This is a genomic window from Pseudoduganella ginsengisoli (assembly GCF_009720865.1).
Taxonomy (GTDB): domain Bacteria; phylum Pseudomonadota; class Gammaproteobacteria; order Burkholderiales; family Burkholderiaceae_D; genus Rugamonas; species Rugamonas ginsengisoli.
Map to the genome: position 1 here is coordinate 1 of NZ_WNLA01000018.1, position 22,621 is coordinate 22,621.

The following is a 22,621-nucleotide window of genomic DNA, read 5'->3' on the forward strand; positions in this document are numbered from 1 at the left end:
GGTAGCGCTGCGCGCGGCGGCACCGCCATCGGTGCGGCGGCGATGGCGGCCGCAGGCAATGGCATGGCCAGCGGCGCCGGAGCCGCGCCCAGGTAGCCCAGCATGATATCGCGCTGCTGCTGGACGAAATGATTGACGCTGTCGAAATAGCTGCGCATCACGGCCGCGCGCGCGCCGTCGTCGTATGGCGCCGGTTGCGCTGGGTGCGCCAGCGCCGGCTGCAGCGCCAGTTTGGTACCCAGCGCAGGATCGTACGCGTGTGCAGGCAGCTTGCCCTGCAGCGGCCTTGCGTGCTGGCCGTTGACGCTCCACATGGTCGCCGCCAGCGGTTTGGGATGCGCCAGATCGAGCACGCGCAGGCGCCGGTTGGCGTACAGCGCGCCTGGCGCCAGCGGTGCGCCCAGCGTGGCCAGGCGGGCCAGCGCATGCATCAGCCCTTTCAGTGGCGGCGCGTCGCGCAGCATCAGCGGCAGCGTCTGCACCGGTGCGCCGTCGAGAATATTGTTCACCAGCGACGACAGCGCGCCGCCCGGACCCACCTCGACAAACGTGCGCACGCCTTGTGCGTGCATGGCCCGTATCATGGCTTCGAAACGCACGGGCGAGGCGATTTGCCGGCCCAGGCTATCGGCCAGCGCATCGGCGGCCAAACCGTCTGGATAGGGCGCGGCGTGCTGGTTCGACCAGACAGACGTATCCGGCTGGATCGGAGCCAGCGGCAATTCGCGCAGGAAGGCGCCGAAATGATCGGCGGCAGCGCCCAGGCTGCGGCTGTGGAAGGCGCAGGCGACCGGCAGCATGCGCGCACGCATGCCAGCCTGCTTGCATTGCTGCAGCGCTGCCGTGATTGCGCTGGTGGGCCCTGCCAGCACGGTCTGGCGCGGCGCGTTCAAGTTGGCGATGTCGATCTCGCGCATTTCGCCAAGGCTGCCCAGCACTGCGTCAACCTGCGCCGCGTCGCCCTCGACAGCCAGCATGGCGCCGCGCTCCGCGCCGTCAAAGCTGCCGAGGATGCTGTCGGCACGCTGGCGGCTCACTTGCACCAGCGCGTTTTCCGCGATACTGCCTGCGTGGCACAACGCGCTCAGTTCACCGAAACTGTGGCCGGCCAGCTGGCTCGCTTCGATGCCGAGCGTGCGCAATACCTGCGCCGCCGCCATGCTGACGACGCCCAGCGCCGGCTGCGCCATGCGCGTGTCCGTCAGCGCGGCGTCCTGCGCGGCGCGCTGCTGGTCCGTCAGGGCGCTGGGCGGATACATGGCCGCGCACAGCGCCGGCTCGCCGGCCAGGTACGTTCGGGTGGCAGGGAAATACGTCAACAAGTCGGCGCCCATGCCGACAAACTGGCTGCCTTGGCCGGGGAACAGGAAGGCCAGCGGGCCTTCCATCGGCAGGCCGGCGCCGGTATAGACGCCGAGCGGGTCGGCCTGGCCCTGGACCGCCCGCGCCAGCCTGGCGCGAAGATCCTCCACGCTGGCCGCCACCACGGCGAGCCGCACCGGGCCATCGCCTTCATTGCTCAAGTGGTGGCTGTAGGCGATGTCGCACAGCCGGTGCTGGTGGCCGCCGGCCAGGTACGCTTGCAGGCGTTCGGCCTGCTGGCGGGCCTGGTCGGCGTTGTGGCCGCGGAACAGCAATAATTCATAAGGCCAGACCTGGGGCGCGGGCGGGACCGCGCCGCCAGGGCCGGCGTGGCCACGGTCGAGCACGAGATGGTAATTGGTGCCGCCGAAACCAAATGCGCTGACGCCGGCCTTGCGTTCGTGCGCCAGCCAGGGCAGCGTGCGCGCGGAAAAATAGAAGGCGCTGTGTTCTTGCCGGTAGTAAGCGTTAGGCTGTTCCAGATGCAAGGTGGGCGGCAGCAAGCCCTGTTCTACTGCATACGCCGACTTGATCAGGCTGGCGATGCCGGCGGCGCACTTGGTGTGGCCGATCTGGGTCTTGACCGAGCCCAGCGCACAAGCGCCGGGGGCGCTGCCTGCGCTGGAAAACACGGTTTCCATCGACGCCAGTTCCGTGCGGTCACCCACCACCGTGCCGGTGCCATGCGCTTCCAGCAAGCCGATTTCGGCCGGTGAAATCCCGGCGCGGCGGTAAGCGCGGTTGAGCGCCCGCTGCTGCCCCTGGCGGCGCGGCGCGGTCAAGCCCAGCGACTTGCCGTCGCTGGCGCCGCCGATGCCGCGGATCACCGCATAGACATGGTCGCCATCGGACAACGCATCTTCATAGCGCTTGAGCACCACGGCGCCGGCGCCTTCGCCCAGCGCGATGCCGTCCGCCAGTTCGGAAAAACTGCGGCACCTGCCGCTGGACGACAGCGCGTGGGTGCTGGAAAACATCAGGTAGTCATGGATGCCGTTATGGAAATCCACGCCGCCGGCAATGGCCACGTCGCTCTCGCCATAGCGTAATTCCTTGATGGCCGCATCGATGGCCGCCAGCGACGATGCGCACGCGGCATCGACGGTAAAGTTCTGGCCGCCAAGATCGAGCCGGTTACTGATACGGCCCGACACGACATTGCCCAGCACGCCGGGGAAGCTGTCTTCCGTCAGGCGCGGCAGGGCGGACAGCGCCTGGCCCAGCGCCGGTTCATCGAGCAATTGCGGCAGCATGATGCGCAACCCGTATGCGCCAGAAATGTCGGCGCCCGGCTCGATGCCGAAGATGACGGACGTGCGTTCGCGGTTGAAAGGGCGTTCGAGGTAGCCGGCGTCTTGCAACGCCTGGTAAGCCACCAGCAGGCCGGCAATCTGGGCCGGATCGATCGAGCCCAGGCTTTGCGGCGGAATGCCGAACAGGGCTGGATCGAAATGGAAATCCGGCACGAAGCCACCCCATTTCGAGTTGGTTTTCTCGCCGCGAGCACCGGCCGCGTCCGGGTCGTAATACAGCGCCTTGTCCCAGCGTCCGTCAGGCACCTCCGTGACGCAGTCTTTGCCCTCGATGATGTTGGCCCAGAATTGCTGGGCCGTCAGCGCGCCGGGGAAGATGCCGGCCATGCCGACAATGGCGATGTCGCACGGACTGCCGCGCTGTGTGGCCGTTGCCGGCACGCGCACATCGCGCAGCCATTGCGCGCTGGCGGCCAGTTCCTCGTGCAGGGCGGCAATGCTGAGCACTTGCTGGCGCAGGCAGGCGACGTCGCCAATCATGTACATGCCTTCATTGCGCTGCGTGTGCGTGTCGACTTCCGTGGCCACGCCGCCGATTCGCTTGCTGCCTTTGGACGCAATGCGCAAATGGCCGGCATTCATCTGTTCAAGCGCGAGGAAGATCTCGTCGCGGCTCTTGCCTTCGGCGCGCAGCCGCAGCCGCTCCTGTTCGAGGAAATCGACATACGGCGTGCGCAGGCAGCGTGTGACGTGGCCCGGCCGGGTTTGCACCAGTGCAGTCTCGCTGCTGGCCACGGCCAATTCCTGGTAAGCCGCCAGGATCGCGCCTTCGCGCACGGCTTCCTCGGTAAACAAATAGGCCGTGCCCATTGAAATGCCGACCTTCGCACCCAGCGCGGCCAGCGGCGCACACATGGCGCCCAGCAGCGCGCCAGACAGGCGGTCGTGCAAGCCGCCCGCAAACAGCAGCGACAATTCCGCGCAAGCGCCGGATTCCAGCGCCAGCGTAATCTGGCCCTCCCACAGCGTCATCGACGACAGCGGCCCGACGTGGCCGCCGCATTCGCGCCCTTCGAACACGAAACGGCGCGCGCCGCCGGCCAGGAAACGTTCGAACAGGCCGATCGTGGGGCAATGCAGGAAAGTTTTGACGCCTTGCTGCTCGAACGCCTTGGCCTGGTCGGGCCGGCCGCCAGCCAAAATCACGTAAGACGGCGCCATGGACAGCACCAGCTCGGCTTGCGCCTTGTACAGTTCGGGTGGCAGGAAACCCAGCAGGCCGACGCACCAGGGTTTGCCGTTGACGCGGTCCCGGGTCTGCTCGAGGATAGGCCGGGCGCGCTCTGGCGGGAGCACGGCCAGCGCGATCGACGGCATGGCGCCGGCATCGGCCACGGCGGCGGCGAAGCCAGGCCGGTCCGACACTTGCGCCATGGGTCCCTGCACCAGCGGATAGCGCAAGCCATGTTCGCGGGCGAACGGCGTATCGGCGCCGAACAGCGGCACGCGCCGGGCCTGGCGCAAGTGGCCTGCGATGGCTTCTTCGGTCGCGTGCACCAGGCCATCGATGTCGCCGTACTGCGCGTGGAACAGCTGGGCCAGCGCCAGGTCTTCACCGGCCAGCAGCGGTGCGGTTCCGCTGTGCAGTTGCGCCAGCAACTGGTCCCGGCTGGCGTCGTCGTCCACGTCGGGCACAAGTTTGTGGCGCAGGAAGCGGTAGCCGCCGGCGACCGCTGTTTCCGAACCGTTAACTGCCCTGAACACAGGCAGCAGCCCGGGGCGGCTGTGCGCGGCCGGCATCAGCGCCAGTTGCGCGTCGTACAGCACGCCTTGGGCGCCCGCCACCACGGCAGCTGCCGCCCCGTGCGGTCCCATGCCGCCCTGGGCCCAGTATGGCAGCGACAGGCGGCCGTGGGTCTGCTGCAGCAAAATGAAACTGTTGAATGCGCCGATCCGGCCGCCGCTCTCGGCGCCCTTGAGGATCAAGCCATGGGCGCCCAGGCGCTGCGCTTCCAGCGCTTCTTCCAGCGACACCACCTGCACCACGTGAAAGAAGCCGGACAGCGGCTGGAAGGCGGCCGGCGCCGCGTGCATCAGTACTTTCACACGCTCGCGCAGCGGCGCCAGCGCCGTCTCGTCCACGCGCACGCCTTCGGGAATACGCAAGCCGAAGCTGCCGGGCGCAGCCGCCTGGACACGCGTGATGGCGGCGCGCGCCTGCGGCCAGTCGCGCCCGATGTCAAGGAAAGCGAAAGCGCCCGCGCGCATGGCGTCGGCCACCAGACGGGCGTCGGGTGTTTCGAACGGCGACACGATCAGGACACTATTTAAGATGCCTTGCAAACCAGCCTCAGTACTCATGCTTGTATTCCTTGCTGTCTAAATAACTTTTAGTCGGCAAGTATGGTTGGCACGCGATGGCGAGTCTTGATCTTTTTACATGGAAAACTGCGCTAAATCGGCACAATGCGCTGGTTTTTACCCGTTGCGGCTATCATTCCGCAGAACAAATTCACTGGATCACTGATTTGATGTATTGCGAACTGGTTACTGGCCAACTGATGAAGGCCGCTGCGCGCCTTATGCTGGTTGCCTTTCTTTTGATCCCACACAGGGCAGGGGCCGCTGAACTCGTGATGGCCATTTCCAACGGCAGCGCCATGCCGATGACCGATATACGCGATGAAGCGCTGCGCGGCGGGATACTCAAGGAATTCGGCGATGCGCTCAGCGCACAGCTGCACCGCCAGCCGCGCTACGTGGTATTGCCGCGCACCCGGGTGGAAGGCGCACTGCTGCGCGGCCACGCGGACTTGCTGTGCGACTTGCGGCCCGAGTGGCTCGACAACCAGTCCTTCCTGTGGTCGGACGCGATCATCTCGAACCGCATGATCGTCGCCATGCGCCGCGAAACCCCTGCGCCCGCGTCCTTGCAGGCGATGGCGGGAGCGCGGGTAGGGACGATCCTGGGTTACCGCTATCCGGAAATCGAACAGCTGCAGCCCAACGTCGTGCGCGATAATGCCGCCAATGACAGCCAAAACCTGGAAAAGCTGTTGCACGGACGCTTCAACTACATTGTTACAAACCGCATTTATTTCGACTACCAGCGCAAGGTGCACCCGGAGCGGGCGCAGCTGGCGTCCCACCACTTGAAGATCACCGACTTCGATACTTTTTGTGCTGTTGGCCCGCAAGGCAAAGTCGGTATCCGGGAAGTGAACCAGGCGATCGCGGTATTGAAGGCGCGCGGCGTGATCCAGGCTATCCTGGGGCGGTACCGGCCACACGGCGCCACGCACTAGCAGCGGACTGCCCAGTTTAGCCGCGCCGGAACCACGTTCGCTCCGGCGCGCCCGCCACTTGGATTACTTCAAGCGGTCCCACAGGAAGCTGTACACCATGCCATACAGCTTGGCTTGCTGCTCGCCGTTTACCGCGCCGCCATGGCCGCCATCCATGTTTTCCCAATACAAGACTTGATGCCCTTGTTCTTGCATGCGCGCCACCATCTTGCGCGCGTGGGCTGGATGCACGCGGTCATCCCGGGTGGAACTGGTGAAGAACACCGGTGGATACGAGCGGTTCTTGTCCAGCAAGTGGTAGGGCGAATAGCGCGAGATATAAGCCCACTCGTCAGGACGGTCCGGATCGCCATATTCATCGATCCACGAGGCGCCGGCCAGCATCAGGTGGTAGCGCTTCATGTCGGCCAGCGGCACCTGGCTGACGACGGCATTAAACAGTTCAGGACGCTGCAGCGCGGCGACAGACACCAGCATGCCGCCCAGGCTGCCACCCATGATGCCCAGGTGTTGCGGCGACGTGACTTTCCGTGCGATCAAATCTTCAGCCACCGTAATGAAGTCGTCATATGACACTTGCCGCTTTTCCTTCAGCGCGGCTTCATGCCAGCGCGGCCCGAATTCGCCGCCGCCGCGGATATTCGACAGCACGTAGACGCCGCCTTTTTCCAGCCACGCGCGGCCGACGGTCGCGTTGTACGTCGGCCGCATGGAAATTTCAAAGCCGCCATAGCCGTACAGCAAAGTCGGGTTGTTGCCGTCGAACTTGACGTCCTTGCGCATGACGGCGAAATACGGAATCCGGGTACCGTCCCTGGCGGTGGCAAATTGCTGCTCCACCTTGAGTCCGGACGCATCGAAGAACGCCGGCTGCGATTTCAATGGCTGGCGCAAGTCGGTGCCGACCTGGCCCAGGTGCAGCGACGTCGGCGTGAGGAAGTCGTTCAGCACCATGAAGTAGCTGTCCGATTCCAGGTAGTCGACCGGCGAGATCGATACGCTGGCGTAGGGCGGCGTCGATACCGTCCGGCGTTCCCATTTGCCGTCCTGCATGCGCCACTCGTGTACCTGGCTGCGCACGTTGACCATCTCGTTCAGCACGATGGCGCTCTTGGTGGCCGTCACCGATTGCAGCGAACGGGTGGCGTCGGGTTCGTACAGGACGTTGAAATCGCGCTTGCCCGCCATGAAGCCATCAAAGCCGATGGCCAGCAGCGAGCCTTGCAAATAGGTCTTGCCGCCGGTATTCCAGTCCGCCCGCAAGCGGATCAGCAGCTGATCCCTGAAGGTGAAGGCGGTCGCGCTGTTTGGCTTGTCCAGCTTGACCAGCTTGCCCGCATGGCGGTAGTACATGTCGTTGGTAAAGAACGACGTCGATTGCAGGATGAATTCGCGGTTGACTCCCGGGTACTCGTCGGCATAGCCGGAGGCGCTGATGTCGGCCGGCTGTCCTTCAAACACAACGGAGGCAGCCTGCAACGGCGTGCCGCGCTTCCACTCCTTGACGATGCGCGGATAGCCTGAGCTGGTCAGCGATCCTGGACCGAAGTCGGTGGCCACCAGCAGGCGGTCCCGGCTCACCCAGTTGACGTCGCTCTTGGCTTCGGGCAGGGCGAACCCTCCCGATACGAATTGCAGGCGGCCCGTGTCGAACTCGCGCACGACGTGCGCATCGCCGCCGCCGCGCGTGAGGGAAAACAGGCAGCGCTCAGCCTTCGGCTTCAGGCAGTTCATGCCGTGCCATACCCAGTTTTCCTTTTCATCGCGCGCCAGGCGGTCAACGTCCAGCACGGTGTCCCACTTTGGCGCGCTGCTCTTGTAGCGTTCCAATGTCGTGCGCCGCAAGACGCCGCGCGGGTGCCCGGCGTCTTTCCAGAAGTTGTAGACGTACTTGCCTTGCTTTTCAACGAAGGGAATCCGTTCGCGCGAGTCGACGATTTCGCGGATGGCCTTGGACGTCTGCTGGAAGCCCGGCAGCGCGCCCAGCCGGCTGGTCGTCAAGTCGTTCCACTGCCTGACCCAGTCCAGCGCCCGCTCGGAGCTGACGTCTTCAAGCCACAGGTAGGGATCGGTATTGAGGGCCGGCGCCGGCGATGGCGCTTCCGCCTGCGCAGCGGCGCACAGCAGCAGCGCTGCCGCTGCTGCCAGGCCACGTGTCCTGGTTGGTGTCATGTGGCGCATTCCTCTCAGAACATGTGTTCAACGGTCAGTTTCAACGTGCGCGTGCGCAGCGGCAGTGCGCTGTTCGGATACAGTTTGACCGGATCCTTGCGGTCGAACAGGTTGAACACGTTCGCGGAAATCGTCGTGCCAGGGCGGAACGTATAGCGCGTCCAGAAATCGACCGTCGTATCGGACGCAATCTTGCACTCGTCCTTGCTGACGCTACGGCCTGCGCAGCCATCAATGGTGTTGGCAGTATCGAGTTCACCCCACGCCAACTGGGTGCCGCTGGCAAAGTTTGCGCGCAGGCCGGTGACCAGCACGGCATTTTCCCACGACAGCTTGGCGACAGCGCGCGTGCGTGGCACGCCGCGGTAGCCGACATAGTTTTGCGTGTACGTGTTGGCGAAGCTGTCCCACTGCTGGTATTCGAACTGGTGGTTAAGTTCCAGGCCCACGTTCACGGTACCCATGTCGCCCAGCGTCCAGCGGCCCTTGGCGTCGAGATCGATACCAGAGACACGGGACTTGCCATAGTTCTGGTACTGTGCCGCGATGGTGCGGATCGGGCCGATCGGGTACGCGACGTTTTTGCCCGACAGTTCGGCAGCGCGGCGGGCAATGTCGATATCTTGCGTGGTCAGCGGGTCGCGCTGCACCAGCCCGTTCGTCCGGTCTTCATTGGCCAGTGTCTGGTCGATATCCTTGACGGCAATTTCGTCACGGCGCTTGATGTTGTAATAGTCGATGGTAAAGCTCAGCGCACGGATCGGCTGCAATACCAGGCCCGCCGTGAAGCTGTTGGTGTGTTCCGGCTTCAGGTCCGGGTTCGGTGTGACGACCGACGGGAAGTTAACCTTGCAGCCCAGGTCATAGGCGGTCAGGGCCAGGTTCTTGTCTGCCGCGTTGCCGGTATTGAGGATATTGCGCAATTCCGTGGCGGCTGCGCAGCGCTTCGGATCCAGATAGCCATTGTTGAACCACGACGCGCCGCCATTGCCGGTTTCCGGCAGGCTAGGCGCGCGGAAGCCTTTGGAGACGGTGCCGCGCACCATCAGCATGTCATTGGCCGTGTAACGCAGGCCGAACTTTGGCACAATGGCGCCGGCCTGGTTAATGACCTTGTCGCCACGGATGGCAAAGCTGCCTTCCAGCTGCTTGGTGAATGGGGCGGCCAGTTCGGCAAAAGCGGCGGCAACGTTGCGCGCGCCATCGATCTTCACGCCGCTGAACTGTACGATGCGCGCTTCCAGCACGTTATCGCTGCTCATGTGTTCAAACGACTCGTGCCGCAGGTCGACGCCGGTCGCCAGCTGCAGCGGGCCGCCGGGCAGCGCGTACAGTTCACGGCTGGCTTTGAAGTCCATGAAGGCTTGACGGTATTGGCCATGCGAGCCCATTTCCGGGAACATTTTTTCCAGCAGCGCGCGGTCATTGGTCTGGCCGAATTTGTAGGCGCCGCTGACGATCGCGTCGGCGTACGCATAGCGGTCGCGGTACAGGTGCTGGCGCTGGCGGGCTTTCGAGCCCATGATGCCGACTGCGCTGTCCCATTCCCAGCCCATGCTCTCGCCCTGGATGCCAGCCAATGCACGGAACTGGTCCGACGAACCGACGTTCTTGAACATGTCGCGGTCGTCGGCGAAGCGGTAATTCAAGCCGATCGGGAAACTGTACGGATTGTTGGGGTGGCCCACCGGCAATTGCGGATCCGTGAAGTATTGCATCTTGCCGGTAATCGAGTCATACCATGACAGCGGTACGCCCGTGACGCTGCTGCGCGGCGGCGCCGTATGGTAGTCGTTGCGGGTTTTCGCCAGTTGCAGTTCGGCGTAGCCGGTCATGTCGTTGGGCAGCTTCATCTTTGCCGAGCCGAGGAAAGTGGCGCGCTCCGCAGGCGGGCGGGCCAGGCTGTCTTGCCAATAGTCATAGAAGCACAAGCCGCCTTTCAGGTTTTCCGGCGCGCAGCCGGGCGCTGCCACGTTGATCGACTTGCCTGCCAGCTTGGGGTCGCTATAGTTGGCCGGATAGCGGCCGACGTAGTTGCCGGGAATCGAACCGGTGGACGTCGCATCGCGGTCCGGGTTCATGCGGATATACCAGTCGGGCAGCAGAGGGCGGACCTGGCGGTCAGTATATTTACCGCGTGAATACAGTTCGAGGTGGGCGAAGGCGTTATAGCCGTCCGTGTCGAAGTCGCCCGTACCGCCAATGATGGACGCCTTGTGTTCGCGGTTAAGGAACGAACGCTCCAGCGATTGCTGGGCCGATGCTTTCACGCCCACGCCGCGGAAATTCTTGCGCGTGATGATGTTGATGACGCCAGCCACCGCGTCGGAACCATACACGGCGGAAGCGCCATCCTTCAGGATTTCGACCCGGTCGATGACGTCGCTTGGGATGGAATCAATGTTGACGAAGTTCGCTTGCAGGGCGTCTGCAAAGCCATATGCCGACAGGCGCCGGCCATTGAGCAGCACCAGCGTGGCGCCGGTGCCGAGGTTGCGCATGGAAACGCCCGATGCGCCGCTGGCCCACGAATTGGTGCCGCCCAGGTCGCTGATTGCGCCACGGTCGTTGCCGGTCAGGTTGTTGAGGATTTGCGCAACAGTCTGTGCGCCGCTTTGCTCGATTTCCTGGCGCGATACCACCTGGACCGGCGACGCGGTTTCTGAATCCACGCGCTTGATGTTCGAGCCCGTCACGACGACTTTTTGGACGTGCTTGCTGTCGGTCTCCTGCGCCAGGGCGAGGCCGGGAAATGCTGCGGCCAGCGATGCGACGAGGACGGTATATTGCAATTTACTGCTGTGCTTCACGTGTGTCTCCTTGTTCATCATGGACGATTTGATATCGTTCTGCATGTTGTTGGAAGGATACTTTTGCGTGAGGGGCACTGTCTTGTGGGTTTTCCCAGGCTAGCACGATGAAATCAGCACAGTGTGTTTTTGCGCTTTAGATTGACCCCTCGGAAATTTCGCAACGAGAATAGCGGTTTTCTACAATTGCGAAAAAGGCGCCCATGTCCACTGAATTGCCTGTCTTTGAAACTGTCACCGTCACTGTCGCGGATCACGTCGCCACCGTACGGTTGAACCGGCCGGAAAAAATGAATGCCATGAACCTGGCCATGTGGCATGACATCCGCCGCGCATTCGATTACATCGATGCGTTGCCGGAAGCGCGTGTGGCGGTGCTGGAAGGGGAAGGGCGGGCATTCACGTCCGGCATCGATTTGCAAATGATGATGGGCTTGAGCAGCCAGATCCAAAGCGACTGCGATGGCCGCATGCGGGAATCGCTGCGGCGCGTGATCCTCGATTTGCAAGACACGCTGACCAGCCTGGAACGCTGCCGCAAGCCTGTGCTGGCTGCCGTACATGGCGCGTGCGTCGGTGGCGGAATCGACTTGATCACCTGTGCCGACATGCGCTACTGCTCAGCCGACGCATGGTTCAGCATCAAGGAAATCGATATCGGCATGACGGCGGACGTCGGTACGCTGCAGCGCTTGCCGAAACTCATCGGCGAAGGCATGGTGCGCGAACTGGCGTACACGGGCCGCAAATTTGATGCGGCGGAAGCGAAGGATGTCCGGCTGGTCAACCGCGTGTTCGAGTCGCCTGAGGCGCTGCGCGACGGCGTGCGCGCAATTGCCGCGGAGATTGCCGCCAAGGCGCCGCTGGCGGTGCGCGGCGTGAAAGAAATGATTACGTATGCGCGCGACCATACGGTGGCCGATGGCTTGAACTACAACGCGACGTGGAATGCCGCGATGCTGATGTCGGCCGACTTGCAGGAAGCCATGATGGCGGGCATGGCCAAGCGCACGCCGCAATTCCGCGACTGAGGCCGCGTGCAACACTGTTCAGCCCGCAGCCTCGAAGCGGGTCTGGCGCACCTGGCCCAGCACGCCGCTGGGGCCTGAGCGCGATATCGCCGGGCGCCGCGTGCCGGCCGCGAAGTCGCTGGGCCGGTTCAAGCCGGTAGCGACAACGGTGACACGCATGGCGTCGCCCAGCGTATCGTCGAACACTGCGCCGAATTTGATGATGGCGTCTTCGCTGGTCTGCGCACAAATCACCGTCATCACTTGCTTGGTTTCACGCAATTTCAGCGTTGCTTCGGACGCGGTAATGTTGACCAGCAAACCGCGCGCGGAGTGCAGGTTGGTGCCATCGAGCAGCGGGCAAGAGATGGCTTCCTCGGCAGCTTTGACGGCGCGGTCGTCGCCTGCGTGCTGCGCCGAACCCATCATGGCCATGCCGGTCTGGCGCATGACGGTACGGACGTCTTCGAAATCCACGTTGATCATGCCGGGCACGGTGATGATTTCCGCGATGCCGGAGACCGCCTTGCTCAGCACGTCGTCGGCCGCGGCAAACGCCTGCTTTTGCGTGACATCGGCGCCCAGCACTTCTTCCAGGCGGCTATTGAGGATGATGACGAGCGAATCGACACTCTTGGCCAGCATGGCAATGCCTTCTTCGGCAACCCGCATGCGGCGCGGGCCTTCAAATTCAAACGGTTTCGATACCACGCCGACCGTCAGGATGCCCATTTCACGTGCGACTTCCGCTATCACGGGCGCAGCGCCGGTACCGGTGCCGCCCCCCATGCCGGCGGTAAGGAACACCATGTTGGCGCCCTTAAGCGCGTCGGCAATGGCGGTGCGTTCACGCATGGCGCTTTCCCGTCCGACGATGGGGTCGCTGCCCGCGCCCATGCCGCTTTCGCCAAGCTGGATCTTTTTTTCCACGTGGACCAGCGACAGCGCCTGCGCATCCGTATTGGCGCAGATAAATTCGAAGCCAGACAAGCCGGCAGACGCCATATGGTTGATCGCGTTGCCGCCCGCGCCGCCGATGCCGATGACTTTGATTACCGTTTCCGGCTGGGAATGTTTGTGGTCGTGCAAGGTAGACTCCTTCAATCGAATTGCGCTCGGCCGCCATGGCGGCCGATGCTTAGTCCGTTAGCCTACTTGCTGACGCGCGCACGATACAGCGTTTATGCGATTCAATCGCAAGCATTTGTAATAAAGCGTGCAATCTGGCGACAACTCGTGGCACACCGCAGTCTCGGCTAGAATTGCATAATTACAATTAATTAATAAAAAATGAAGATTTCCAAATCTGCGGTAATCGCGGCGGGCCTGGCTGCAGCGCTTGCCGGTGCGGTGTACATGAAGACCAGCCCGCCGCCTGCTGGCACGCAAGCAGCAGCGGCCAGCGCCGATCCCCAAGCGCCCTTGCAGGCAGAGCTGCAAAATATCCTGGCGAACTACCGCAAAATCATTGTCTTGCTGGCGGACGAGCAGGCCATGGCGGAGCCAGACCGCAAGGCCGCCGGCCAGGTTGGCCAAGTGTTGTTCCATGAGAACGTCGAGCGGCTGGGTAAAGTGCGCCAGCTGCTGGCCGCATTGCAGCAGGGGCCAGCGGCCCAGCGCGACACGGCTTATGACTTGTTGCTGGCTTACATTGAATCGGCCACCGATTTGTTTGACGCCGACCGCCTCGCCTTCCGCGAAGTGTTGGTGGAGATGCAGTTGCAGGCAGCCGCCAACCAAACGCTGCCAGGTATCAAGCTGCACAAGCGCGTCAGCGAAGACCTGGCCGCGCTGGAAGACATCGAGCGCCAGTATGACAAGGAGCTGAGCGGCATCTTTGCCCGCTTCGACCAGCGCGCCATCGTGCCGAAGCGCGAGCGGTGGGAAGACTACGTTGCCCACTTGAAAAAGCTGTTCACGCGTGACCAGATTATGAAGGATTACGGCGTCATCGTGCCTTACCCCGTGAAGCCGGGCGCCGCCGATTCCGCGGAAATCTTCGGCAAGTCGCTGCCGCCGAAAACCGTCGTGCTGACCTTTGACGACGGGCCGCATGCCACTTACACCGATGAAGTGGCGGCCATCCTCAAGCAATATGGCGTGCCGGGCGTGTTCTTCCAGGTCGGCAAGAACCTGGGCGAAGTCAACGCGCAAGGCAAGGAAGCGCTGGGCAAGCAAGCCGCTGCCAGCCGCCGCCTGCTCGATGGCGGCAATGTATTGGCCAACCATAGCTATAGCCACGCATTGCTGTCGAAAGAGCAGGGCGACCAGCTGTATGGAGAAATTGCGCAGGCCGACAAGTTGCTGAAGGCGGTCGACGCGCGCCGTTCTGCGCTGTTCCGTTTCCCTTATGGTGCGCACAATGCCGAGGGACTGGAAGTACTGAACAAGCTGGGGCTGCGTTCAGTGATGTGGAATATTGATTCACTGGACTGGGCCGATCCGGTGCCGAGTTCGATTGCGAACCGTGTACTGGGTTCGCTGGAGAAAGAACAGCGCGGCATCATCCTGTTCCACGATATCCACGAGCGTACCGTCAAGACCTTGCCGCTGGTGCTGGACAAGCTGATTGCAGACGGCTACAGCTTTGCCACATGGGATGGCAATGACTTTACAGTGGCCAAGGCTGGCAGGCCGGAGCCGGACAAGGTCGCCATCAGTACCGGCTACGCCAACAGCTATGCGGTGGTCATCGGCATTAACGACTACCAGAAATGGCCGAAGCTGCAATATGCGGTGCCCGATGCGAAGGCCATCCGGGATACGCTGGTGAGCCGTTTCGGTTTCGATAGCACGCGCGTATTTACGCTGACCAATGGCGAAGCGACCCGCAATAATATCCTGGCCGTATTCCACGACAAGCTGGGAGAAGCCCGGCTGAAGAAGGATGACCGCATCTTTGTATTCTTTGCCGGCCATGGCGCGACACGCCAGCTCAGTTCCGGCCGCAGCCTGGGCTACATCATTCCAGTCGATTCCGATCCGCAGCAAGTCAGCGTGGATGCGATCCCGATGACGGACTTGCAAAACATTGCGGAAAGCTTGAGTTCCAAGCATGTGCTGTTCGTGATGGATGCGTGCTATAGCGGCCTCGGCCTTACCCGGGGCGGCGGCACGTCAGCTTTCTTGCGCGACAATGCGCGCCGCATTGGCCGCCAAATGCTGACTGCGGGCGGCGCCGATCAAATGGTGGCCGACGGTGGGCCCAACGGCCATTCCGTATTCACGTGGACGTTGCTGCAGGCGCTAGGCGGCAAGGCCGACCTGAATGGCGACGGCATGATTACCGCGACCGAACTGGCGGCGTATGTGGCGCCGGCCGTGGCCAGCGTGTCGCAGCAGACGCCGGCCTTTGGTAGTTTGCCGGGTTCCGAAGGGGGAGAATTTGTATTCCAGTTGCCTGTCGAGACGGAATTCCTCAGCGGGGGGAGTCCCCAGCTGTCGCCGGAAGCCATTGCGCTCAACAGCAAGCTCGATAGCGGCCGCCAGCAGCAGGCTGACGGCAATAGCGTGGCCGTGAAAAACCTGCAAGGCGAAGTGCAAAAGCTGGCCGCCCCCAAGCCGGTGGATGCATCGAACCGGCAACTGGCGCAGCGCGCCAACGACCGTGGCTTGCAGCTGTATAAGGAAAAACAATATGCCCAGGCCGAGGCGGCCTTTACCGAGGCATTGAAATACCGTCCCGACTTCGGGCTGGCCGCCAATAACCTGGGCTTTGTGTATTTCAAGCAAGATAAATTTGCGGAAGCGGCGCGCTGGTTTGAAAACACGATTCAGATCGATGCGTCGCGCGCCATTGCTTATCTGAACCTGGGCGATGCGCGCCAGCGGCAGGGCGACCAGGACAAGGCGAGAAAGGCATACACCAGCTTCCTCGAACTGGCGCCGAACCACCCCAGCGCGCCGTATGTGCGGGAACAGTTGAAAAAACTAGGGTAACCGTGCCGGGCGCGCTCAGCGGAAGCCGGGGTATTCGAATTCCATGGCGATCCGCTTGGCGGTACGGGGACCATAGTTGTCTGCAATGCGGGCCAGCACTTTGTCCAGCACCTTGCCCGCCGCCACATTGTCCGGCGCTTCCAGCATGTCGTCCGGGGCGCCGGCTGTACCGGCAATGTGGTCCGGTTCGATCGCCAGGCCGAAGCGGCTGGTGACCGGGGCCGTGTTGGCGGCAACAAACAAGACTTTATTGCGTCGGCTGCGCGCGTAGGCGTCACTGGTATAGGCGAGGGCGATTTCATCGACGCCGTTGGCCACGGGTAAGCCGACCGGCTTTGCACGGTGGAACCAGCTGTCGGTAAAGTGCGTCAGCCAGATGTTCAGGTTGCGGCCGAATTTCGGCGCATACACGCCGCTGTCGTGCTGCGTACTCCAGTCCTGCACGCCAACGTCGCTGGCGACAGCTGCCGCGCGGTCATGGCCGGCAATGGCTTCCACCAGCGCCAGCGACGTTGGCATGGCGGCGCTGATGCCTGCGCTGGACACAACCTTGCCATCGGCCACATAGCGGACATTCGACAGCCACGTGGTGGCGGGGTATTTTTCTACGCGTAACTCATGCGTGGCCCAATGCGCCGTGCCGCGATGGCCCTTCAGCAAGCCGCTGTTGGCCACCACCAGCGCGCCATCGCAAATACTGACAACCGTCGCCCCTTTGGCGCCCTGGGCGGCCAGCCACGACAGCATGGGCGGCGCGTCGTCATGGGCCATGGCCGGGACGATGACGTAGTCCGCACCTTGCGGGTAGAGCCGGTCGAACGTTGCAAGGTCCAGGTCAGGTTTGATGCGCAAGCCGGTATTCATCTTGATCCATCCCGGTTCGGTGGCCACCGCCAGGATGTCGGCTGCGCCGGCGCGTTTCAATACACCGTAAGGCAGCATGAAATCAGTGATTTCCGTCGACGTGCTGTTGCCAATGACTGCGATAACGGGCCGCGCGCGGTCGAAGCGCGGCTGGTATGGGGGGATTTCACCGGCGTGGGCAAAGGTGGCGATGAACAGGAGCAGCAATAAAAACTGGCGCATGGCAGGTCGGCAAGTGAAGGTATGCGCAGATTATCTGCCGTGCGCTGGTGTCAGGAATGCCAGTAAACCGTCAAATCCTGCCATTTTTGGCGAATCCAGGCTCCGTGATTTAAACCGGTTCGAGGTTTGTTGGCCGTCAACACGAAATTTGCTAAACTTGAGTGGTTCGGCGGCAATTCCGTGCAGCTGTTACTGTCCACGTCAATGAATTCACATCTTCCTGATCACTTCCAGCGACGCCGCCAGCTGCTGGGAACTGCGCTGGCGCTGCCGGTCGCGGGCCTGGCTTCCAAGCCGGCGCATGCTGCCGGCAAGCTTGTTGTCGGCGGCCTGCCGGTCACGTGCAACCTGACATTGCCGATCGCGTGCAGCGCGGCCCGCAGCGGTTCGTTTGAATTCAGCAAATACAGCGGCTGGCCGGAAATCAAGGAAGCGCTGATGACAGGCCATATCCAGGCAGCCTATATGCTGGCGCCACTGGTGATGGACCTGACCGACAAGAAAATTCCGCTAAAAATCGTGTCGCTGGGCCACCGCTCCGGCGCCGTCATCATGGTGCGCACGGACTCCACCTACAAGCGCTTTAGCGAGTTGCGCGGCAAGCGCATCGCCATCCCCAGCCGCTTTGCCGTGGACTTCCTGTTCCTGCGCAAGATGCTGGCGCGTGAAAACATGTCGCCGAAAGATGTGCAAATCATTGAAATGGCGCCGCCCGATATGCCGGCCGCCTTGTACGCGAAGGCCGTCGACGCCTATTGCACCGGCGAACCGTTCGGCGCGGCAGCCCAGCGCGCAGGCTATGCGCGCCCGCTGTCGATGACGCGCGATGAATGGCGCAATTACATTTGCTGCGTGCTGACAGTGCGCGAAGAATTGATCAAATCGGACCGCCCGCTGGTGCAGGAACTGGTGAACCACGTGCAGGCGGCAGGCAACTGGCTCGATGCGGCGCCGGCCAACCGCGCCAAAGCCGCCACCATTGCTGCGGGGCGCAAATTCTTCAACCAGGATCCCAAGGTGATCCAGTTCGTCATGGATAACCCGGCCGACCGCGTGACCTATGGCGATTTGCGCATGATCCGCGCGGAATTCGATGAATTGATGAAGCTGTCGATGGAAGCGGGCACGCTGAAAAAGCCCGTCGCGTTTGACCAGTATGTGGATGAGAGCTTCGTCAAATCCATCCAGCCCGTGCCCATCGCTTTATGATGCGCGCCGTGTTGTTTTCCCTGCTGCTGGCGGCAGGTGCGGCGCACGCTGCCGATAAGCTGAAGTCCGGCACCTTTGACCCGCCGCGCATGGCGCCGAATATTGCGCAGCAGGCGGCCGATGGTAAGCCGTTTGCGCTGGATAAGCAGCGCGGCAAAGTCGTGGTGCTGGAATTCGGCTATACGAATTGCGCGGATGTGTGTCCGGTGTCGCTGGCGCTGTTGAAACAGGCGCGCGAACGCCTGGGCCCGCTGCGCGACAAGCTGCAGGTGGTGTTTGTCAGCGTGGACCCGGAACGCGATACGGCTTCCCGCCTGAAAAGCTACCTGGCGCAATTCGATCCCACTTTTATCGGCTTGACCGGGTCCGCGCAGCAGATGGCGGCCATCCGCACCGCGTATGGCATTAGCGCGGCCAGGTCGGGCAAAGGCGATGATTACGTCATGGGGCATTCGTCTTACCTGTACTTCATTGATCCCAAGGGCCAGTTGCGGGCGCTGATGCCTTTCGGGCGTCCGGCCGACGATATCGTGCATGACGTGACGTTGCTGGTGCAGGGCCAATGACGCGGCGTATCGGGGCGTGGACAGCCGCCGTATTGCTGCTGGCCGCTTGCGGCGCGGCGGCATGGGCAGCGTTTGCGCCTATTCATGCGGCGACACGCGATGCGCTGTTTGAAATCCCCAAAGGCACGTGGCAGCGCCGCATGGCGGGCGACAAGACTGACATCCTGCCCGACAAAATCACGCTGATGCTGGGCGTCAGCGATGTGCTGTTACTGCGCAACAGCGACACGGTGCCGCAGATTTTCGGCCCCGTGCTGATCATGCCGGGGCAGGATTTCCGCCTGCCATTCGAACAGGCGGCGGAATACCCGTTTGCCTGCACGGCCCACGCGAGCGGCCAGATGACTGTGGTGGTTGAACCCGCGCCGCAGGCGGGCTGGCCGCGGCTGCAGTGGCGCGCAAAGAATTTGTTGAATTTAACCTTGGTGAAACGAACCGGATGAAGTTATCGAAAGTATGGCCGCCGCTGGCGGTGCTGACGGCAGTCGTTGCCGTCTGGTGGTGTGCAGTGCTGGCCACCGACAGCCTGATTTTCCCGACTCCCGCGCAAGTGGTGAGCGGCGCCATGGAACTGGTGGAAGACGGCACCCTGTGGGAGCACATCAGCGCTTCGCTGGGCCGGGTCGGCGCGGGCTTTGGCCTGGCGCTGCTGGTAGCGATACCGGTCGGACTGTGGATGGGGCGCGTGGACGGCGCTTTCGTCACGCTGAACCCGATCATCCAGATCTTGCGCCCGATTTCGCCCATCGCGTGGATACCCGTGGCAATCCTGTGGTTTGGCGTCGGCAATGCTTCGCCTGTCTTCCTGATCTTTATTGCGTCCGTCTTCCCCATGATTGTGCAGACGGCGGCCGGCGTGCACACGATAGAAAAGCGCTACCTGCGCGCGGCGGAAAACTTTGGCGTGCCGCGTTCCAAGCTGTTCCGGCAAGTGATCGTGCCGGCGGTGCTGCCGGAAATGATCGTCGGCATGCGCATTGCGCTGGGCGTGGCGTGGCTGGTGGTGGTGGCGGCGGAAATGATTGCGCTGCGCTCCGGCCTGGGCTACCTGATCATCGATTCGCGCAATGCGGGCAACCGGTATGACCTGGTCATCGCCGGCATGATTATTATCGGCCTGATCGGCCTGGCGCTGGATGGGCTGATGCGCCTGCTGGAACATTTGAAAATCGTAAGGTGGCGCTATGGACGCTAAGATCGTCGTCAACTCAGTTAAGAAGAATTTCAATGCCTTGCCGGTGGTGGACGGCGTCGACTTTACCGTGGCGGACGGCGAGTTCGTCGCCATCGTCGGGCCGTCCGGCTGCGGCAAATCAACGCTGATGAAAATCGTCGCGGGGTTTGAACGGCCCGACCAGGGCGCTGTCTCCATCGACGGCCAGCCGTTGACGAAGCCGGGGCCGAAAGGCATCGTGATTTCCCAGCATGGCTCCGTGTTCCCCTGGCTGACCGTGCAGCAAAACCTGATGTTTGGCCTGAACAGCGGTTCCGACAGCGAAAAGGCTGCGCTGGCCGACCACTATGCCGAGATGGTGGGCTTGAAAGGGTTTGAAAACGCGTATCCGCACGAACTGTCGGGCGGCATGCTGAAACGGGCGGAAATCGCGCGGGCGCTGGTGGTCAAGCCGGAAATCCTGTACATGGATGAACCGTTTTCCGCGCTGGATGCGCTGATGAATTTAAAGATGCGCAACGAGTTGCTGCGCGTGCTGGCGGAAGAACGCCACACCGTGCTGCTGATTACGCACGACGTGGAAGAAGCGATTTACCTGGCGGACCGCATCCTCGTGCTGTCGCCGCGGCCGACGCGGATCCAGGCCAGTTTCCGGGTCGATCACGCGCATCCGCGCAAGCTGTCGCACCCGGACTTGCTGCAATTAAAGGAAGACATACTGGCCCAGTTAGGGCTGTCCGGTTTGTGATTACTCGTCGTCAAATTCGGACGTCAAGTCTTTGAAACCCTTGCGCACGGCGAACGGCAGGAATTCATCCGGCGTATCGAGCACGATCAGGCGCTTTTCCTGGATCACCGGGTCGCCGGCCGTCAAATCCGGGCCGCTGTAGCCCAGCGTGCGCAAGTGTGCGCTGATGTTGGCAATGAGTTTTTTGTCCTTGTGCAGCCCGTCGCTGGCCGGGGCGGCCAAGTCCACATACACGTCGATGACGCCATAGCCTTCATCGAAAATGCGGATGGCTTTGATGTCGATGGCGCGTCCGCTGCCATCGGTGGTCTTGAAAGGACCGCTGAGCTGGATATCGGTATCTTGGTTCATGCCCGCAGCATACACCCAAATGGCACAAAACTGCAGTTTCGTGACATCAAACGGGTGGTTCGCCGCATTGTCCTGCGCGGCGGACGGCGCTGGGTTAAGGTGGTGCTTCTTTAAACAATGGAAGGCGCACGAACATGAGGAAATTGGCAGGCGGCCTGCTGGCCATGGCAGCTATCAGTACGGTAAGCCCGGCTTGGGCGGAAGACGCACAGGGACATTGGCACGGGACGATCGCCGGTACGCTGGCCGTGGTACTGGATGTCAGCAAGACGCCGGCCGGCGTGTGGGAAGCAACGCTGCATAGTCCCAGCCAGGCATTTTCCACCAAGGTCAGCCAGTTTGCATCGGACGCCGCTCACCTGAGCTTTGCAATTCCGAAGCTGGGCGCCAGCTACCAGGCTGTTTGGAACGACAAGGACAAGGTATGGGCAGGAACGTGGACACAAGGCCAGCAAGCGCCGCTGAATTTGACGCGTACTGATGCGGGCGCCGCTGCCGCGCTGCAGCCGCGCCGTCCGCAGGAAACAGCGATAGCCGCCGCCAGCGCGCCATACACCAGCGACGAAGTGCAATTTGGCCATGCGCAATGGCAGCTGGCCGGCAGCCTGTTTGTTCCGAAAGGGGCCGGGCCGTGGCCCGCAGTGGTGCTCGTACATGGTTCCGGCCCGAATAACCGCGATGAAGATATTTTCGGCCACAAGATTTTCCTGGTGCTGGCCGACCACTTGGCGCGCAACGGCATTGCTGTGCTGCGTTATGACAAGCGCGGCGTCGGCGGTTCCAATGGCGATTACGACACGGCCACCACGCTGGATTTTGCTTTCGATGCACAGGCAGCCGTCGCTTACCTGCGCACCCGGCCGGACATCAATGCGCGCCATATCGGCATGATAGGCCATTCCGAAGGCGGCCTGATTGCACCGATGGTGGCGGCGCGCGACCCGCAGCTGGGTTTCGTCGTCTTGATGGCCGGCCCCGGCGTGCGCGGCGACGTGCTGATGGCCGAGCAAATGGCGCGCAATGCAGAGCTGGACGGATTGCCGCCGGAAGCCGCGGCCCGGCAGCGCATTGCCAACCGCGCACTGTTTGCCGCCATCATGGCAGAGCATGATCCGCAACGGGCCCGCAGCAAGGCCACGGCCATGCTGGAACAGGGCGAGCGCGATGGCTTGTATGTGCCGGGTACGGCGGCCATGACGGCCAAATCATTGACCAGCCCATGGTTTCATACATTTTTGACGCTGGACCCCGGCGTCGCCTTGAAGGCCATGCGCCAGCCCGTGCTGGCGCTGAATGGCGAATTGGACTGGCAAGTGCCGTCCCGGCTGGACCTCGACGCGATGCGCGCGGCACTGGCCAATAATCCCCGCGCCGTGGTAAAAGAGCTGCCCAGGCTGAACCATTTATTCCAGACCGCCACCACTGGCAGCGGCCAGGAATATGCGCAAATTGAAGAGACGCTGGCACCTTCGGCGCTGGAGGCCATCACTGGCTGGATACAGGGCCAGGTGCGCTAACATCAACGCGGCTCATCGTTGTCGCAGCCCTGCGCCCTGCGGCGGGCGCAGGCTGTTGGCGCTTCAAGAGCGACGTGTATCTGGCGTGAGATAGCCCGCACGTTGAAATCATGGCCGGC

General features: G+C 62.6%; 15 protein-coding genes. 9 read left to right on the plus strand and 6 right to left on the minus strand.

Annotated features, from left to right (window positions below):
* Positions 1-4,976: type I polyketide synthase (locus GM668_RS22135; protein WP_155441139.1), on the minus strand; the 4,976-nt coding region annotated here is incomplete at its 3' end.
* 275 nt (positions 4,977-5,251) lie between these two features.
* Between GM668_RS22135 and GM668_RS22140 the strand changes: the two genes are divergently transcribed.
* Positions 5,252-5,920 carry a substrate-binding periplasmic protein gene (locus GM668_RS22140; protein WP_229499730.1) on the plus strand — a complete coding sequence of 223 codons (669 nt, stop codon included), beginning with the start codon at positions 5,252-5,254 and terminating at the stop codon, positions 5,918-5,920.
* Positions 5,921-5,983: 63 nt separating this feature from the next.
* Here the strand turns inward: GM668_RS22140 and GM668_RS22145 are convergent, their stop codons facing one another.
* Together GM668_RS22145 and GM668_RS22150 are read right to left on the minus strand one after the other, a co-directional pair.
* On the minus strand, positions 5,984-8,092 hold the full coding sequence (locus GM668_RS22145; protein WP_155441141.1) for a prolyl oligopeptidase family serine peptidase: 2,109 nt from the start codon (positions 8,090-8,092) through the stop codon (positions 5,984-5,986).
* A gap of 14 nt (positions 8,093-8,106) precedes the next feature.
* The gene (locus GM668_RS22150) at positions 8,107-10,902 is read right to left on the minus strand and encodes a TonB-dependent receptor plug domain-containing protein (protein ID WP_170305767.1); all 2,796 of its coding nucleotides are present in this window, start codon (positions 10,900-10,902) and stop codon (positions 8,107-8,109) included.
* A gap of 203 nt (positions 10,903-11,105) precedes the next feature.
* On the opposite strand from GM668_RS22150, the gene GM668_RS22155 reads away from it, so the two are divergent.
* Positions 11,106-11,933, plus strand: coding sequence for a crotonase/enoyl-CoA hydratase family protein (locus GM668_RS22155; RefSeq protein WP_229499732.1), 828 nt, complete (start codon positions 11,106-11,108; stop codon positions 11,931-11,933).
* Positions 11,934-11,951: 18 nt separating this feature from the next.
* Here GM668_RS22155 and ftsZ read toward each other — a convergent pair whose 3' ends face one another.
* On the minus strand, positions 11,952-13,001 hold the full coding sequence (gene ftsZ / locus GM668_RS22160) for a cell division protein FtsZ (RefSeq protein ID WP_155441143.1): 1,050 nt from the start codon (positions 12,999-13,001) through the stop codon (positions 11,952-11,954).
* A 201-nt stretch (positions 13,002-13,202) separates the two neighbouring features.
* Here ftsZ and GM668_RS22165 point away from each other — a divergent pair, with 201 nt between their 5' ends.
* Positions 13,203-15,851, plus strand: a complete 2,649-nt coding sequence (locus GM668_RS22165) for a polysaccharide deacetylase family protein (RefSeq protein ID WP_155441144.1) — start codon at positions 13,203-13,205, stop codon at positions 15,849-15,851.
* A 15-nt stretch (positions 15,852-15,866) separates the two neighbouring features.
* Here GM668_RS22165 and GM668_RS22170 read toward each other — a convergent pair whose 3' ends face one another.
* Positions 15,867-16,937: a DJ-1/PfpI family protein gene (locus GM668_RS22170; protein WP_155441145.1), complete on the minus strand. Its 1,071-nt coding sequence runs from the start codon at positions 16,935-16,937 to the stop codon at positions 15,867-15,869.
* Positions 16,938-17,141: 204 nt separating this feature from the next.
* Between GM668_RS22170 and GM668_RS22175 the strand changes: the two genes are divergently transcribed.
* The 5 genes from GM668_RS22175 to GM668_RS22195 are packed head-to-tail and all read left to right on the plus strand — an operon-like array spanning position 17,142 to position 20,634.
* Positions 17,142-18,146 carry an ABC transporter substrate-binding protein gene (locus tag GM668_RS22175; protein ID WP_155441146.1) on the plus strand — a complete coding sequence of 335 codons (1,005 nt, stop codon included), beginning with the start codon at positions 17,142-17,144 and terminating at the stop codon, positions 18,144-18,146.
* Positions 18,146-18,712 (plus strand): SCO family protein, encoded by a 567-nt coding sequence (locus tag GM668_RS22180; RefSeq protein WP_229499754.1) that lies wholly within the window; start codon positions 18,146-18,148, stop codon positions 18,710-18,712. The genes GM668_RS22175 and GM668_RS22180 overlap by 1 nt, the downstream gene beginning before the upstream one ends.
* Positions 18,709-19,155 carry a cupredoxin domain-containing protein gene (locus tag GM668_RS22185; protein ID WP_155441148.1) on the plus strand — a complete coding sequence of 149 codons (447 nt, stop codon included), beginning with the start codon at positions 18,709-18,711 and terminating at the stop codon, positions 19,153-19,155. The genes GM668_RS22180 and GM668_RS22185 overlap by 4 nt, the downstream gene beginning before the upstream one ends.
* Positions 19,152-19,907: an ABC transporter permease gene (locus GM668_RS22190; RefSeq protein WP_155441149.1), complete on the plus strand. Its 756-nt coding sequence runs from the start codon at positions 19,152-19,154 to the stop codon at positions 19,905-19,907. The genes GM668_RS22185 and GM668_RS22190 overlap by 4 nt, the downstream gene beginning before the upstream one ends.
* Complete coding sequence (locus GM668_RS22195) at positions 19,897-20,634, plus strand: ABC transporter ATP-binding protein (protein ID WP_155441150.1); 738 nt, start codon at positions 19,897-19,899, stop codon at positions 20,632-20,634. Before GM668_RS22190 ends, GM668_RS22195 begins: the two co-directional genes overlap by 11 nt.
* Here the strand turns inward: GM668_RS22195 and GM668_RS22200 are convergent, their stop codons facing one another.
* Positions 20,635-20,985: a hypothetical protein gene (locus GM668_RS22200; RefSeq protein ID WP_155441151.1), complete on the minus strand. Its 351-nt coding sequence runs from the start codon at positions 20,983-20,985 to the stop codon at positions 20,635-20,637.
* Positions 20,986-21,119: 134 nt separating this feature from the next.
* On the opposite strand from GM668_RS22200, the gene GM668_RS22205 reads away from it, so the two are divergent.
* Positions 21,120-22,502 carry an alpha/beta hydrolase family protein gene (locus GM668_RS22205; protein ID WP_155441152.1) on the plus strand — a complete coding sequence of 461 codons (1,383 nt, stop codon included), beginning with the start codon at positions 21,120-21,122 and terminating at the stop codon, positions 22,500-22,502.
* Positions 22,503-22,621 lie beyond the last annotated feature (119 nt).